General features: G+C 73.0%; 12 protein-coding genes and 1 pseudogene. 5 read left to right on the top strand and 8 right to left on the bottom strand.

Translation table 11 applies throughout. The features are described 5' to 3' along the window. Positions 1 to 51 precede the first annotated feature (51 nt). Both ACIOHP_RS47965 and ACIOHP_RS47970 read left to right on the top strand, forming a co-directional pair. A complete protein-coding gene (locus ACIOHP_RS47965) occupies positions 52 to 1,545 on the top strand; it encodes an FUSC family protein (RefSeq protein ID WP_401897879.1) in 1,494 nt (497 codons plus the stop codon). 164 nt (positions 1,546 to 1,709) lie between these two features. Then, positions 1,710 to 2,735, top strand: coding sequence for a lactonase family protein (locus tag ACIOHP_RS47970; RefSeq protein WP_401897881.1), 1,026 nt, complete (start codon positions 1,710 to 1,712; stop codon positions 2,733 to 2,735). 89 nt (positions 2,736 to 2,824) lie between these two features. Here the strand turns inward: ACIOHP_RS47970 and ACIOHP_RS47975 are convergent, their stop codons facing one another. From ACIOHP_RS47975 to ACIOHP_RS47990, 4 genes are all read right to left on the bottom strand, one after another. Further along, the gene (locus tag ACIOHP_RS47975) at positions 2,825 to 3,745 is read right to left on the bottom strand and encodes a sirohydrochlorin chelatase (protein WP_307034008.1); all 921 of its coding nucleotides are present in this window, start codon (positions 3,743 to 3,745) and stop codon (positions 2,825 to 2,827) included. A gap of 119 nt (positions 3,746 to 3,864) precedes the next feature. After that, on the bottom strand, positions 3,865 to 4,851 hold the full coding sequence (locus ACIOHP_RS47980; RefSeq protein WP_401897883.1) for an N-acetylglucosamine kinase: 987 nt from the start codon (positions 4,849 to 4,851) through the stop codon (positions 3,865 to 3,867). A gap of 20 nt (positions 4,852 to 4,871) precedes the next feature. Next, positions 4,872 to 5,549: a uracil-DNA glycosylase gene (locus tag ACIOHP_RS47985; protein WP_361549663.1), complete on the bottom strand. Its 678-nt coding sequence runs from the start codon at positions 5,547 to 5,549 to the stop codon at positions 4,872 to 4,874. Positions 5,550 to 5,621: 72 nt separating this feature from the next. Continuing rightward, positions 5,622 to 6,707 carry a WD40/YVTN/BNR-like repeat-containing protein gene (locus ACIOHP_RS47990; protein WP_401897885.1) on the bottom strand — a complete coding sequence of 362 codons (1,086 nt, stop codon included), beginning with the start codon at positions 6,705 to 6,707 and terminating at the stop codon, positions 5,622 to 5,624. A 281-nt stretch (positions 6,708 to 6,988) separates the two neighbouring features. Here ACIOHP_RS47990 and ACIOHP_RS47995 point away from each other — a divergent pair, with 281 nt between their 5' ends. After that, a complete protein-coding gene (locus ACIOHP_RS47995; RefSeq protein WP_401897887.1) occupies positions 6,989 to 7,588 on the top strand; it encodes a hypothetical protein in 600 nt (199 codons plus the stop codon). A gap of 11 nt (positions 7,589 to 7,599) precedes the next feature. On the opposite strand, the gene ACIOHP_RS48000 is transcribed toward ACIOHP_RS47995, so the two are convergent. Further along, positions 7,600 to 9,603, bottom strand: coding sequence for a HEAT repeat domain-containing protein (locus ACIOHP_RS48000; protein ID WP_401897889.1), 2,004 nt, complete (start codon positions 9,601 to 9,603; stop codon positions 7,600 to 7,602). 122 nt (positions 9,604 to 9,725) lie between these two features. Further along, on the bottom strand, positions 9,726 to 11,366 hold the full coding sequence (locus ACIOHP_RS48005) for a DNA alkylation response protein (RefSeq protein ID WP_401897892.1): 1,641 nt from the start codon (positions 11,364 to 11,366) through the stop codon (positions 9,726 to 9,728). 38 nt (positions 11,367 to 11,404) lie between these two features. Between ACIOHP_RS48005 and ACIOHP_RS48010 the strand changes: the two genes are divergently transcribed. Continuing rightward, positions 11,405 to 12,163 carry a PaaX family transcriptional regulator C-terminal domain-containing protein gene (locus ACIOHP_RS48010; protein ID WP_401897893.1) on the top strand — a complete coding sequence of 253 codons (759 nt, stop codon included), beginning with the start codon at positions 11,405 to 11,407 and terminating at the stop codon, positions 12,161 to 12,163. 64 nt (positions 12,164 to 12,227) lie between these two features. On the opposite strand, the gene ACIOHP_RS48015 is transcribed toward ACIOHP_RS48010, so the two are convergent. Both ACIOHP_RS48015 and ACIOHP_RS48020 read right to left on the bottom strand, forming a co-directional pair. Then, entirely contained in the window at positions 12,228 to 13,031 is an 804-nt protein-coding gene (locus tag ACIOHP_RS48015) for a pectate lyase (protein WP_361549675.1), read from the bottom strand. Positions 13,032 to 13,062: 31 nt separating this feature from the next. Next, positions 13,063 to 13,284: pseudogene (locus tag ACIOHP_RS48020) on the bottom strand (pectate lyase); the annotation flags it as partial. Positions 13,285 to 13,614: 330 nt separating this feature from the next. Here ACIOHP_RS48020 and ACIOHP_RS48025 point away from each other — a divergent pair. Then, positions 13,615 to 14,964 carry a PHB depolymerase family esterase gene (locus ACIOHP_RS48025; protein ID WP_401897896.1) on the top strand — a complete coding sequence of 450 codons (1,350 nt, stop codon included), beginning with the start codon at positions 13,615 to 13,617 and terminating at the stop codon, positions 14,962 to 14,964. Positions 14,965 to 15,049: the final 85 nt, after the last annotated feature.

Genomic DNA, 15,049 nt, shown 5'->3' on the forward strand with positions numbered 1-15,049 from the left:
CCTTTTTCGTGCCGGGATTCGGGCCTGGATGTGAGCAGGGGGCGGACAGCAGTGCTGAAGAGGGTGTTCATGGCCGCGGACCCGGGGCGCGTACGGCTGCGCTTCGCCACGCGGGCGGTGCTCGGCATCGGGCTCGCGGTCGCCTTCTGCGGCCTCGCCGGACACTCCCTCGTCGGCGCGGTCACCGGCGGGCTCGCCGCGCTGCTCGCCCTGTTCACCGTCACCGATGCCACGGTCCGAGGGCAGGCGGTCACCACCGCGCTGTTGCCCGTCGTCGGCCTTCCCGTGCTGGCCGTCGCGGCCGTGCTGCACGACCGGCCCGTCGCCCGTGACCTCACCTTCCTCGCCGTGATCGGCGCGGGCGTGTACGCGCGCCGTTGGGGCCCGCGCGGTCACAGCCTCGGCGTGTTCGCGTTCATGACCTTCTTCGTGGCGCAGTTCCTGCGAGCGACCCCGGACCGGCTGCCCGAGCTGTACACGGCCGTCCTGCTGTCCGTGCTGATCGCCGCCGCGGTGCGCTTCGGCGCGTGGTGCTACGAGCGCCGACTGCCGCCTGCCCCGGTACCCGCACCGCCCGCCGGCACCGGCCTCGCCCGCGTGACCACCCGCCAGGCGGTCCAGGCGACCGCCGGGGCGGCCTTCGCGCTCGTCGTGGGCCAGCTGGTGTCCCCGGAGCGCTGGTACTGGGCCGTCGGCGCGACCTGGTGGGTCTTCGTCAACACCACCTCGCGCGGGGAGACCCTCGTGCGCGGCTTCCGGCGGGTCCTCGGCACCGTGATCGGCCTCGGCCTCGGCCTGCTCGTCGCCGTTCCGGTGGCGGGGTCGGCGGTGCCCTCGGCCGTGCTCCTCGCCCTGTGCGTCTTCGGGATCTTCTACACGGCCGCCGTGTCGTACACGTGGATGATGCTCTGCGTCACCGTCCTCGCCGAGCTGCTCTACGGCCTCTTCGGCCTGCTCACCCCCGGTCTGCTCGCCCTGCGCCTGGTGGAGACCGGTGTCGGGGCGCTCGGCGCGATGCTCGCCGTGCTGTTCGTGCTGCCGGTCAGCACCCACACCACCACCGACGCCTGGATCCAGCGCGCCCTGCGCTGCGTCCACGCCTGCACCGCCGAGGCCGCCGCCCGCCTGCGGGGCGTGCCGGGCGCCGACCCGGCTCCGCGCGTGGCCGAACTGGAGCAACTGCTCGGCCGGGTACGGCTGTCCGTCGCACCGCTGGTGCACCCGCTCAACCCGATGCTCGGCCGCAAGCGGCGCGCCGGCCGGGTGCTCGCCCTGCTCGACGACTGCGCCCGTGAGGTCCGCGGCCTGGTCGCCGTCGCCGCCGACGCCGAGGCCTCGCACGACGCCCGCCTGGCCGCCGCCTGCTGGCGGGTGGAGGCCGCGGTGGAGGCGCTCACCGGTGGAAGGCGCGAGGACGTGGCGCGGGTGGACGGTCCGCCCGCCGCGGAGCCCGCGCTGGCCCATCTCCACGGTCTGGAACGGGCCCTCACCGAGCTGGCCACGCCGCTGCGGACACCGTCCGGGTCACCGTTGGTCGGAGCCTGACCCCCGTCGGCCCGTGCGGGAGCGGTCCGCGGGCCGTCGCCGCTTCCGTCGCGGGTTCGTGAACCGTGCGGAAAATCGAGCAGATCGTCCCCCATTTGGTCTAGACCGTTCGTGATCCACTGCTACGGTCGCCCCGAACGGCACAGGACCGAGAGGGGACAGCGGTGGCAGAACGGCAGCGGAGGGCCTTCATCGGGTCGTTCACGGCGGCCGGGGGCCCCGGCATCGTGACAGCCGCGGTGGACCCGGACAGCGGCGCCCTGACGCCCCTGAGCAGCGTGGACCGCGTACCCGACCCCGCGTATCTGGCCCTGGCGCCCGACGGGGGCACGCTCTACGCGGTCAGCGAGACCGCCGACGGCGCGGTGGCCGCGTACCGGGTCACCGGCGACAAGCTCGAGCCGGCCGGCGCACGGGTGCGGGTCGGCGGTGACGGGCCCACCCACCTGGGCCTGTACGACGGACACGTCCTGACCGCCAACTACGGCTCCGGCAGCGTCACGGCCGTGCCCGTCCGCCCCGACGGCACCCTCGCCCCCGCCGCCTCCGGCGTGCTGCGGCACACCGGCTCCGGCCCGCACGCCCGCCGCCAGCAGGGCCCGCACCCCCACCACGTCCAGGCCGACCCCAGCGGGCGGTGGGTCGTCAGCATCGACCTCGGCACGGACTCGGCGCGGGTGTGCACGCTGACCGGCGGCAGCCCGGTCCTCCATCGCGAGATCGCCCTGCGCCCCGGCTCCGGCCCCCGCCACCTGGCCTTCCACCCGGACGGCAGGTACGCGTACGTGGTCAACGAACTCGCCCCGACCGTCACCGTCTGCCGCTGGAACGCCGCCGAGGGCCTCCTGGAGCCCCTCACGGAGGCCCAGGTGCTGCCGGGAGCCCCGGCCGGTGACGCCTACCCGTCGGGCGTCGTCGCCGCACCCGACGGCCGCTTCGTATGGACCGCCACCCGCGGTGAGGACGTCCTGTCCACGTTCGCCGTCGAGGGAGAGCGACTGCGGCTCATCGGGACCGTGCCCTGCGGGGGCCACTGGCCGCGGGCGCTCGCCGAGTCCGACGGCTTCCTCTACGTCGCGAACGAACGCTCCGGCGACGTGACCTGGTTCGCGGTCGACCCGGACACGGGACTGCCGCGCCGGAGCGGGTCCACCGAACTGCCCGCCGCGTCCTGCGTGGTCCTCGGCTGAGTCCCGCCGGACTTCCCGGCAACGCCGAAGGGCCCGCTCCCGCGCCGGGAGGGGCCCTTCGGCATGTCTTACGGTGGTCAGGCGCGACGTCAGCGCGTCGGCGCGCCCTGCGGCTGCTGCGGCGCGATGCCGAGCGCCGTCGTGTACTTGGCGAGGGCCAGCTTGCCGATCGCCGGGTAGGGGCCGAGCGCCTCGGCGGCCGCACAGCCCGCCTCCTTGGCCGCCTCCCCGATCAGGCCCGGGTCGATCTCCGGCCCTATCAGGTACGGCGCCAGCGCCAGGTTCTGCGAGCCGGAGCCGCGCAGCTGGTCGGCCACCGAGGCGATCGAGCCCTCCTGGTCGAGCGCGGCGGCCATCACCGGCACGGCGAGGCGCGCGGCGAGCAGCATGCCGGTGATCCCGGCCGCCTGCACCGCCTCGTCACCGCCCACGGAGGCCAGGATGATGCCGTCCGCGGCGGTCGCCACGGTGAACAGCCGGGCCCGGTCGGCACGGGCCAGACCGGCCTCCGACAGACGCACGTGCAGCGCCTCGGCGAGCAGCGGGTGCGGGCCGAGCACATCGGTCAGGTCGGCCGCGACACGGCTGTCCATGACGGCCTGGCGGACGACCCGCAGCAGCGCGCTGTCCGGACCGGCCAGCAGCGGCACGACGACGGCGACGGGGCCCTCGGGCTCCTTGACGTCCACACCGGCGGCCCTGGCCTGCTCGTAGCGTGCGGCGCGCTCCTGGGCGGTGTGCGTGAGCACCGACTGGAGTGTGGGGAACTCCGCGTCGTCCCCGTCGAGGTACCCGATCCGGGCGTCCAGGCCGGGGAGCTCGGAGCGGGCGATGCTCACGACCTCTTCGGCGAGGCTGCGCGTGGCGGCGCTGGGCGTTCCCGGCACGGCGAGAACAAGCGCGGGCGCGCCCTCGGGAGCCGCCAGCGGCTCGGGACGGCGGTGCCGTCCGGGCTGGCGGGGGCGCGGCATTCGTACTGGCAGGCCGGCGGGCCCAGTGGGGGAGCTCATGGCGCCGCATGTTACTGGCTTACTGGGCTTCCCTGTTCGGGGAGGGTGCAGGTGAGCGGTATCCGTCCGGTTTTGTCTGATGAGTTACGTACGGATCGGAAGCGGTGGCCGTGTCTGGATCAGTCGCCCGTTCCGGTCACGACGTACAGCATCGCCCTGTCACCCGGCAGAGTGAGCGCCCCCGTCGCGAGATCGACCGCGATCCGCACGGACCCGTGCAGCGGATCTCCGGCCGGCGGCACCCGGCGTGCGTGGGGCAGCCGTCTCGCCAATTCCTCCTCCAGGGGTACGAGAAGGGGGGCGCCGATCTTGAACAGGCCGCCGGTGAGGGCGACATCGGGCGTTCCCCCGGTGGGGCAGACGGCGGCCGCGGACTCGGCCATGTGCCGGGCGGCGGCACGCAGGATGTCCGCGGCGACGGGGTCGTCCGGGGCGCAGGCGGCGACCTGGGGAGCGAAGGAGGCGAGGACGGCCGGACGGTCCGGACGCGGATAGAGCAGCCCGGGCAGCCCGGGCATCGCCCCGAACAACTCCTCGGCCCGGGCCAGCAGTCCGGTCGATCCTCCCGGCCGCCCGTCGTGGGCACGCAGCGCGGCCTCCAGGCCGGCCCGTCCGATCCAGGCACCGCTGCCGCAGTCGCCGAGGAGATGGCCCCAGCCGTCCGCACGGCGCCAGCGCGTCAGGTCCGTCCCGATGGCGATCAGACCGGTGCCGGCGGCGACGACGGCACCGGGTGCCTGACCGAGGGCGCCCGCGTAGGCGGTGACGGCGTCGGCGACGAGAGCGACCTGCCCGGCGCCGAACTCCCTCCCCAGGGCGTCCGGGAGCTCGGCACGCAGGGCCTCGCCCAGGGTGCTGAGACCGGCGGCCCCGACGACGGCGGTGCGCAGCCGGGCGACACCCGTCTGCGCGGTCAACGTCCGCACCATCGGCACCAGTTGTTCCATCAGGTGGACGGGGTCGATGCCCCGCGCCCCGGTGCGCACCGGTTCCCGTGACTCCCGCTGCGCCAGCGCCCCGCGCCGCACCGTCCCGACGACGGCCCGCAGTCCGGAGCCACCGGAGTCGACGGCGAGAAACCCGGAGTCGTCGACCGGGGGAGCCACGGGGGACGCCCCGGCCCCGGTCACGGCAGGCGCCAGTCCACCGGCTCGCCGCCCTGCCCGACCAGCAGCTCGTTGGCCCTGCTGAACGGGCGGGAGCCGAAGAAGCCGCGGTCGGCCGACATGGGGGAGGGGTGGGCGGACTCCACGGACGGGAGGTTGCCGAGGAGCGGGCGGAGGTTGCGGGCGTCGCGGCCCCACAGGATGGACACCAGCGGCTTGCCGCGCGCGGCCAGCGCCCGTATCGCCTGTTCGGTGACCTCCTCCCAGCCCTTGCCGCGGTGCGCGGCCGGCTTGCGCGGGGCCGTGGTGAGCGCCCTGTTGAGAAGCAGCACGCCCTGCTGGGTCCACGGCGTCAGATCGCCGTTGGACGGCTGGGGCAGGCCCAGGTCCGTGTGGAGCTCCCGATAGATGTTGATGAGGCTGCCGGGCAGCGGCCGCACCTCCGGTCCCACCGAGAAGCTCAGCCCCACCGCGTGTCCCGGCGTCGGATAGGGATCCTGTCCGACGATCAGGACGCGGACGTCGTCGAAGGGCTGCTGGAAGGCCCGTAGGACGTTCGGCCCGGCCGGGAGATAGGTGCGTCCCGCGGCGATCTCGGTCCGCAGGAAGTCGCCCATCTCGGCGATGCGTCCGGCGACGGGTTCGAGGGCCTTCGCCCAGCCCGGTTCGACGATTTCATGCAAGGGTCGTGGAGCCACGGCGTCACCCTACTGCCGTACGCACAGCGGTGATCAACCGGTGGCCAAAGCCCGGCCGTCCCCCCTCATGACTCATCCGACCACCGCGGCCCGCACACACAGCACGTCCGGCAGATGCGACGCGAGCTGCCGCCAGTTGTCGCCGTCGTCGGCCGATGCGAACACCTCGCCGTTGCGGTTGCCGAAGTACACACCCGCCGGGTCCGCGTCGTCGGTGCACAGCGCGTCCCGCAACACCGTGCCGTAGTGGTCCTCCTGCGGCAGCCCCGCCGAGAGCGGCTCCCAGCTCTTGCCCGCGTCGGCCGTGCGGAAGACCCGGCAGCGGTGATCGGCCGGGACCCGGTCCGCGTCGGCGTTGATCGGGAACACGTACGCCGTGTCGCCGCGGTGCGGATGCGCCGCCGCCGCGAAACCGAACGTGGACGGAAGCCCCTCGCCGATGTCCGTCCAGTGCGCGCCCGCGTCGTCGCTGCGGTACACACCCCAGTGGTTCTGCAGATACAGCCGGTCCGGGGTCGCCGCGTCCCGGGTGACCTTGTGGACGCACTGGCCGAACTCCGGGTTCGGATCGGGCAGGAACACCGCGGAGACACCGGAGTTGGAGGGTGTCCAGCTCGCCCCGCCGTCGGTGGTCCTGAACACCCCGGCCGTCGAGACGGCGACCGTCACCGCCTGTGGGTCCCGCTTGTCGGTCAGGACGGTGTGCAGCCCCTCACCGCCGCCGCCCGGCACCCACTTGGACCGCGTGGGGTGCTCCCACAGCGGGCGGACCAGCTCGAAGGTCTCGCCGCGGTCCTCGGAGCGGTACAGCGCGGCCGGTTCCGTGCCCGCGTACACCACGTCCGGCTCCGCGGCCGCCGGGTGCAGCTGCCAGACCCGCTCCAGCGAAGCCCCGGTGTCCTTGGGGAACTTGACGGCAGGCTGGGCCGGCTCGGTCCAGCTGCGCCCCAGGTCGTCGGAGTGGAAGACGGACGGGCCCCAGTGCGCGCTGTCGCCGCCGGCCAGCAGCCGTGGCCGCTCGCCGCGGGTGTCGATGGCGACCGAGTACACGGCCTGTGCGTTGAAGTAGGGACTCTCGTCGAACTCCCAGGCCCCACCCCGCCTGCGCCCGATGAACAGACCCTTGCGGGTACCCACGGCGAGCAGTACCTCGGTCATGCCGATCACCTCCGTGACGTCGTTGTCCCAGACATCGGCCAGTCTGCACCCCGGCACTGACAGTCACCCCCGGAAACCGCTCCGCCGCAGGTCAGGGGCGAGTCAGCGCGGGGGGAGGCAACCGCTTGCGGGGAGCCGCGGGCCGTTTTGCGCACGTCGCGGCCGCGGGGTGTGACCCGTGCGACGGCCGTGTGGGGGCCGGTCCGTGAGCACCGGGGAGCCGTCCCCCGTATGGAAAGGCGGTCCGGCATGTTCGCGCGTTCACGAGGAGGAAGCCTTCGATGGCGTTGCGTGGTTCGAAGGTGTGGTCATGGCGCTGGCGGCGCAATCCGCTCAAGCGCCGCGCCGACAAGGTGGAGGCCTGGATCGTGCTCGGGGTCTGGCTGCTCACCGCCCTCACCGGGGTGCTCGCCGGTATGGGCGCCGCCCGCTCCGTCGAGCGCAGCCTGGCCCGCGAGCGCGTCGAGTGGCGGCAGGTCGAGGCGCGGCTCGTGGAGGAGGCGCCCGGGACGTTCGCCGGGCAGACCGGGACGGCGAGCAGCGACCAGGTATGGGCGAAGGTGCGCTGGGCGGCGGCGGACGGCTCGTCCCACACCGGCCAGGTCCGCGTCCGCCCCGGCAGCCCCTCGGGCAGCACCGTCGGCGTGTGGACGGACCGGGAGGGCCGGCTGGTCACCCGCCCGGCCACCGCCTCCCAGGCCACCCTGCGCGCCTCCTTGATCGGCGCCCTGGTCGGCGCGAGCGCCGCCTTCGTGCCCTTCGTCGCCGGCCGCATGCTGCGCGGCCGCCTGGAATGCCGCCGCATCGACCAGTGGGACACCGAGTGGGAGCGGTTCGGGCCGATGTGGAGCGGGCGGAGGGCCGAGGGCGGCTCGTGGTGAGGAGGCCGCGCCTACGTGTCCCTCAGTGTCTCCCGGCACACGTCCAGCAGGCGTTCGTCGGTGAAGACGTCGTGCATTCCGTAGCCCTCGGGCGCCGTGTGCCTCCGCGGGGCGGCCAGTTCGGTCCGGAGCAGGTCATGCAGCGCGACTCCCTCCGGGCCCATGGCCGCGACGCACTCGGCGATGGGGACACGGGTGTGCGCGTTCTGGGCCCACACGTCCCGCAGCACCGGAAGGGCAAGCTCCGTATCGCCCGCGATCCGCCACAGCGCGCACGCCACCGACTTGCGCTCCCAGGGGTGAGACGCTCCGATCCGCCGCCGCAGCCCGTCGACCGCGGGCCCGGCCACCGGCCCCATCCGGGCCAGTACGTCGGCCGCGGCCCAGAACTGACCGGGTCCCTCACCCTCCAGCGCCCGCAGGAGAACCGGCAGGACAAGCTCGGCGTCCCCCTCGACAGCCCACAGTGAATCCGCCGCCGCGACCGCGCTCCCGCTCTCCAACAGCCCCCGGACCACCGGTATCGCCTCGTGCGCCGCGGCCCCGAATGCCCCGAGCGTCCGCAGCCCTTCTTCCGCCAAGGTGTCCCTCGACCGGTGGTCCTCCGGCGTCCCGAGCAGCAGCCGCAGCACCAGCGGCACGCTTTCCCGGTCGTCGAGTGCCCTCAGCGCCATCAGCAGCGGACCGGCACGGTCGTAGGTGTCCGGCGCGTCGAGGGGGACGCTCGCGAGCCTTTCCCGCAGCGCGGGCGCGAGCGGGGCCGCGGCCCGCCCCAGGTGCCGGACGACCCGGCCCAGCTCGTCGGGCACGTCGGCCCCCGCGAGCACCTCGCCCAGGACCGGCACCGCTCGCGGATCCCCGCATCTGGCCAAGGCCTTGAGCGGCCCGCCCAACCACGAAGGGCTGCGCTCGAAGGGCTGCACCCACAGATCGGGGCGGCGCGTCACCAGGGCGGCAAGGTTGTCGGCGGCGGGTGCGGCCAGTGCGAACAGGCCCTCCAGGACGGACGTCGCGGCCTCGAGCAACCGGCCCTCCTCCGAGCCCAGTTGAGCCCCGATCAGCGCGACGGGTCCGGTGTGGTCGCCGCGCCACTCGCCGATCAGCCCCATCGACATCCACACGGCGTTGCACCGGTCGGTCGGGTCCGGGCTGGTCAACTGTCCGTTGAGCAGGGCGATCCGGTCGTCCACCCGGCCGCCGAGCGCGGTGTGCAGGGTGCGCAGCAGCTGAGATCCCTCCTCGTCCGAGGGGCGCAGCCGCCGCAGCCGGCCGACCAGTGTGTCCGTGTCCGGACGGTCGGGTCCGCCCGGCGTGACGGGCCGCCGCTCGGACCGCTCCCGGAGCAGCCCGACGACCGTGGGCACCAGGTCGGCCGGGAGCCGGTCGGGAGCGCAGCCCGCGAGCTGCCCGAGCGCGGCCAGCCGCAGCCCGGGACCGAACGGCGGTGCGCTCTGGGCCTCCAGGAGGCCGACGGCCTCCGCCGCGTGACCGGGATGGCGGCGGGCGAGGAATCCGAGCCCCTCGGCCAGCGCGAGCAGCACCCGGTCGTCCCGCTCCACCCTGATCCGCTCCCGCAACAGGCCCAGGACATGGGCCGGTTCGGCGAGGAACCGCACGACGGCGCCCGCGGCCGCCCCGCGCACCGCGGCGTCGGCGTCCCGGGTAAGCCGCTCGAAGACCTCGGCACCTGACCGCACGGCCGTCCTGGCCATGGCGTACGGGCCGTCCTCGGGCACCTCGCAGTCCCCGCCGATGCTGACCAGGAGCTGCACGATCTCGGCCCGCTCCTGCACCTCCTCCCGCGCGGCGAGTGCGAAGAGGAACGGCACACAGGCGAGCGTCGAGTCGTACACGTCTCCCTGGTGGTGCACGGCCCCGTACATCCCGTCGAGCGCGATCTCCCGTTCGGCGGGGTCCGCGGAGGCCAGCCCCTTCAGCAGGACGGGCACGTCCTCCGCACTGCCGTACGCATGCCGCATCGAAGCCCAGTCGACCTCGTCGATCCCCGTGAACACGCTGTCCTCCCCCATGCGAAACGCCAACTGATCGGAGTCTGCACCACGGCACTGACAACGAAGCGGAATCGCGGGGTGACTGTCTGCCAACAGCCCTAGGGTGGCCGGTCGTTGCTCTCTGGTCAGTCTTCCCCGGGCAGGGCGCGGCCCAGGATCGCGCCCAGGCCGGCCGTGTCGGGAAGCGTGCCGAACGCGTGCCCCCAGTCGCCGCCGAGGCGGGTCGCGCAGAAGGCGTCGGCGACCGGGGCCGGGGCGTGGCGGACCAGCAGGGAGGCCTGAAGGGTCAGCGCCATCTGTTCCACCAGCCGTCGGGCGCCGCTCTCGGACGCCGAGGCCAGCAGTCGCCGCAACCCGGTGACGGCCGCGTCCAGGCGGGCGTCCGTCCCCTGCGCCAGGGCGAGTTCGGCGAACAGGGCGTCCGCCGTGCCCGGTTCCTTCACCAACGCCCGCAGCACGTCCAGGGCGTTGACGTTCCCCGAGCCCTCCCAGATCGACAGCAGCGGAGCCTCGCGGTAGTGGCGGGGCATGCCCGAGTCCTCCACGTAGCCGTTGCCGCCCAGGCACTCCAGGGCCTCCGCGGTGAAAGCCGGACCCCGCTTGGTGACCCAGTACTTGCCCACGGCCGTCGCGATGCGCCGGAAGGCCTGCTCGCCCTCGTCGCCGCGCACCGCCCGGTCGGCGGCCCCGGCCAGCCGTAGCGTGAGCGTCGTCGCGGCCTCCGACTCCAGGGCCAGATCCGCGAGCACGTTGCGCATCAGCGGCTGGTCGGCCAGCCGGGCCCCGAACGCGCTGCGGTGGCGTGCGTGGTGGCCCGCCTCGACGAGCGTCTTGCGCATCAGCGTCGCCGACATCATCACGCAGTCCAGACGCGTGCAGTTGACCATGTCGATGATCGTCTTGACGCCCCGCCCCTCGGGGCCGACCAGCCAGGCGACGGTCCCGTCGAACTCGGGCTCGGAGGAGGCGTTCGACCGGTTGCCCAGCTTGTCCTTGAGCCGCTGGACGCGGAACGTGTTCCGGCTGCCGTCGGGCAGGACGCGCGGCACCAGGAAGCACGACAACCCTTCCGGCGCTTGTGCCAGGACCAGGAAGACATCGCACATCGGCGCCGACGTGAACCATTTGTGCCCGCGCAGCGTGTACACGCCGGGCTCGGCGGTCGGGGTGGCCGTCGTGCTGTTCGCGCGGACGTCGGAGCCGCCCTGCTTCTCGGTCATCCCCATGCCCGCCAGCAGACCGCGCTTCTCGGTCGGCACCCGCAGGACCGGGTCGTACTCCCGGGCGGTCAGCAGCGGTTCGTAGACCTTCGCGAGCTCCGGCTGGTGCCGCAGGGCCGGGACGGCGGCGTACGTCATCGAGGTCGGACAGCCGTGCCCGGCGTCGGTGTGCCCCCAGGCCAGCCCGCCCGCGGTACGGGCGACATGGGCGCCCGGCCGGTCGTCGGCCCAGGGCGCCCCGGCCTGCCCCTCGGTGACCGCGACCCGCATGAGGTGGTGCCAGCTCGGATGGAACTCGACCTCGTCGACGCGGTGCCCGTACCGGTCGTGCGTGCGCAGCACGGGCTCGTGGCGGTTGGCGAGCTCGGCCCACTCCTGGGCCTCCGCGCTCCCGGCCAGCCGCCCGATCCGCCGCACGTCCTCCTCGGCCCAGCCCGCACCCTCGCGGCGCAGCCCTTCGAGCAGGGCCGTGTCCTCGGACGCGTCGTACGGGGCCAGGGGAGGGGGCTGATTGGTGACGTCGTGCGTCGCGCTCGTGGAGTCCATGGACCGAGTGTTGCACTATCGGTGCGACCGTAGCAATCATGCAATACGGCATACAGTACGTGACCATGCGGACGAACATCACGGTGCGGCCCGACGAGCTGGAACTGCGCCCGCTCTCCGCACGCTCGGTCGTGCTGAGCCTGCTGCTGGGGGCGCATCCGCCCGAGCTGCCGGTGAAGGAGCTCGTACGCCGCGTGGAGCCTTTCGGTGTCGGCGGCTCCACCGCGCGGGCCGCGCTCAGCCGGATGGTCGCGGCCGGTGATCTGCGGCGCGCGGACACCGTGTACCGGCTCAGCGACCGGCTGCTGGAGCGTCAGCGGCGCCAGGACGACGCCGTGCATCCCCGCACGCGCGCGTGGGGCGGTGACTGGGAGATGCTCGTGATCACCGCGACGGGACGCGGCCCCGCCGAACGGGCCGACCTGCGCACCCGGCTGACCGCGCTACGGCTCGCCGAGCTCCGCGAGGGTGTCTGGCTGCGCCCCGCCAATCTGCGCCGCCCGCTGCCGGACGACCTCGCGCAGGTGGCCGAGCGCTGTACCGCCCGCCCGGACCGTCCCGCGGGCGAACTGGCCGCCGCCCTCTGGCCGCTCGACGCCTGGGCGGTCACCGGCCGGGCGCTGCTCGCCCACGCGAACCGCGCGGATCGCCCCGCGGAGCTCTTCACCGCCTTCGCGGCGGTCGTGCGGCACCTGCTCGCCGATCCCGTCCTGCCCGACGACCTCCTGCCCGGCGGCTGGCCGGGTGAGGCCCTGCGCGCCGCGTACGCGAACTACCGGCGGGAGCTGGGCACATGATGCGGCGGCCGTGCGAAGCGCCGTGCGGGGGACGCTTCGTACGGCCGCCTTCACCGTGGGGGGACTACTTGTAGGTGATGTCCGAGGTCGCGTACTTGCAGTAGGTGCCGTCGGGGTTGGTGCCGTTGGTCGTCGGCTCCTTGCCCGAGTTGTTGCCGATGTACTTCTGGCACGGAATGATCTTCTTGCTGGTGTCCCCGACGATCGTGATGCCCCGCAGGGTCGCGCTGTCGCCGTAGTTGGTGTTGATGCCGACGAGCTTGCTGCCCTTGTAGGTCGCCTCGATGGTGTTGAGGTTGATCGTCCTCTTGTACTGCGTGGAGCAGTTGCCGCACGAGCGGACGAAGGTGCCGAAGTTCTTCACGGCGAAGTTGGAGATGTTGAGCGTCCCCGCGCCGTTGAACTGGAACACCTTGTCGCTGGCTTCCTTCGCGCCGCCGCCGGAGATGGTGTAGACGTTCGACGACGAGGAGCCGCGGAAGGTCGCCGCGTCCTCGCCGACGTCCTCCCACCAGACGTTCTGCAGCGTGCAGCTGCCCGAGCAGTGGATGCCGTCCGCGGCGGGGGCGCCGATGATGACGTTCTTCAGGACGGTGCCGGCCGCCAGCTCCAGGATCGGGCCCTGGTCCTCGTCCTGGTTGTCACTGCCCAGGGCGCCCGAGCCGTACAGGCGCTTCATCCCGTAGTCCTTGGTGCCCGACAGCTGGATGGTCGAGGAGACGGCCTGGCTGCCGTTCGCCGTCGGCCAGGTCGCGGCACTCGCCGTCGGCGCACCTACTGTCGTGATCATGACAGACGAGAGGCCGAGTGCGGTCAGTGCGCCGGTCAGTGCGCGCCTGCGGGTGCGTGGTAGTGCTGGTGAAGTCATGTCCCGATGCCTTCTTCCAGTTGGGGGGTTGTCAGAGCTTTCCGGCGCCCGCGCCGGACGTCGCCGAGGCGACGACCGTCGAGGCGGACTCCGAGGTGTAGCCGTAGGGCGGCGCGGTGAACGTGCCGACCCGGGAGATCTCGGTGGCGGCCCCGCCGAGATCGTTGGCCGTGCCCGAGTGGACGTTGCCGAACGGGTCGTGGTGGTACGTCACCCTCAAGTGACCGGTGTCCTCGGTCGCGTTGTTGTTGGAGCCGACGTCGACCTGACCGCTCGGCGATACCAGACCGCCGCTGGTGACGGGTAAGCGAGGGCGAGTACGCATGTGGGGTGCGTCCCTTCGGGCGGGCTTACTCGAGCATCTACTTGTACGTCGTTCGCTCATCTGAACAAAGATGTGCGGACATTGTGACCTCAAGAGCTCCTCGTTCAGCCCGTTGGTCACGCTGCTGAACGGAACGTAGGGGGCAAGCGCTTTCTAGTCAACGCTTTGCGCAACACGGATTGAGTCGGCAACAGGGTGCGTGGGAGCGCTTCCATGGCGGCCATGTGCATGTCACCATGCCTGTTACTCCCCTCAGCGATGCCCCCACGAGCCGCCATCACGAAGGGATCCACCGTGTCCGCCACTGCCGGCACCCTCGCGAGGAGACCGCTGCGCGCGGTCCTCGTCGCGCTCCACGCACTGCTGGTGGCGTTACTCGCCGCCGGCTTCCTCGCCGCCCCGCAGGCCGCCGCCCGCGAGGCCGCCCCGACCGCGACGCTCACCGAGATCACGAACTTCGGTACGAACCCCAGCAATCTCCAGATGTACCTGTACGTCCCCGAGAGCGTCACCGAGAACCCGGCGATCGTGGTCGCGGTCCACTACTGCACCGGTTCCGGCCCGCCGATGTACTCGGGCACCGAGTACGCCTCGCTCGCCGACCAGTACGGGTTCATCGTCGTCTACCCGTCGGTCACCCGCTCCAGCAAGTGCTTCGACGTCGCCTCGCCCCAGGCGCTGCGGCGCGGCGGAGGCAGCGACCCGGTCGGCATCAAGTCCATGGTCGACTGGACGGTCGACGCGTACGACGCCGACACCAGCCGCATCTTCGCCACCGGCATCTCCTCCGGCGCGATGATGACCAACGTCCTGCTCGGCGACTACCCCGACGTGTTCGCCGCGGGTGCCGCCTTCTCGGGCGTGCCGTTCGGCTGCTTCGCCACCACCGACGGCTCCGAGTGGAACAGCGCCTGCGCCCAGGGCACCGTGACCCACACCGCACAGGAGTGGGGCGACATCGCCCGCGCCGCCTACCCCGGTTACACGGGCCCCCGGCCGCGCATGCAGGTGTGGCACGGCACCGAGGACGACGTACTGCGCTACCCCAACTTCGGCGAGGAGATCAAGCAGTGGACCAACGTCCGCGGCGTCAGCCAGACCCCCGCGGCCACGGACACACCCCAGTCCGGCTGGACCCGCACCCGCTACGGCGGCACCGGTGACCAGGCCCCGGTGGAGGCCATCAGCCTCCAGGGCGTGGGCCACAACCTGTACACCTGGGGCATGGCGGCCCGAGTCCTCACGTTCTTCGGTCTCGACAGCGACGGCCCCGCACCCCAGCCCCCGGCCGGGCCCTGCAAGGTGAGCGTGACCACCAACGCCTGGAGCACCGGGCTGACCGCCTCGGTGATGATCACCAACACCGGCACGAGCGCGCTCAACGGCTGGCGGCTCGGCTTCACCCTGCCCACCGGCCAGACCATCACCAACGGCTGGAACGCCACCTACACGCCGGGCTCGGGCGCGGTGACGGCGACGAACGCCTCGTACAACGCCACGCTCGCCCCGAACGCGAGCGTCAGCATCGGCTACCAGGCGACGCACACCGGCAACAGCGCGGCGCCGGGCGCGTTCACCCTCAACGGAACGGCCTGCACGACCGGTTGACGTCCCCCGGGGCGGCCGGAGCTCTCCGGCCGCCTTCCGGCGGTTCAGTACGGCAGCAGGCGCCCCGAAGGTGTCCTGCGGTCGA

It is taken from the genome of Streptomyces sp. NPDC087859 (genome assembly GCF_044742595.1).
GTDB lineage: Bacteria > Actinomycetota > Actinomycetes > Streptomycetales > Streptomycetaceae > Streptomyces > Streptomyces canus_F.

What these genes read in the sequence shown, in the direction of transcription:
- ACIOHP_RS47975 (WP_307034008.1), bottom strand. Translation starts at nt 3,745, where the DNA reads ATGAGCTCCCCCACTGGGCCCGCCGGCCTGCCAGTACGAATGCCGCGC.
- ACIOHP_RS47990 (WP_401897885.1), bottom strand. Translation starts at nt 6,707, where the DNA reads ATGACCGAGGTACTGCTCGCCGTGGGTACCCGCAAGGGTCTGTTCATC.
- ACIOHP_RS47995 (WP_401897887.1), top strand. Translation starts at nt 6,989, where the DNA reads ATGGCGTTGCGTGGTTCGAAGGTGTGGTCATGGCGCTGGCGGCGCAAT.
- ACIOHP_RS48005 (WP_401897892.1), bottom strand. Translation starts at nt 11,366, where the DNA reads ATGGACTCCACGAGCGCGACGCACGACGTCACCAATCAGCCCCCTCCC.
- ACIOHP_RS48010 (WP_401897893.1), top strand. Translation starts at nt 11,405, where the DNA reads ATGCAATACGGCATACAGTACGTGACCATGCGGACGAACATCACGGTG.
- ACIOHP_RS48015 (WP_361549675.1), bottom strand. Translation starts at nt 13,031, where the DNA reads ATGACTTCACCAGCACTACCACGCACCCGCAGGCGCGCACTGACCGGC.
- ACIOHP_RS48025 (WP_401897896.1), top strand. Translation starts at nt 13,615, where the DNA reads ATGCCCCCACGAGCCGCCATCACGAAGGGATCCACCGTGTCCGCCACT.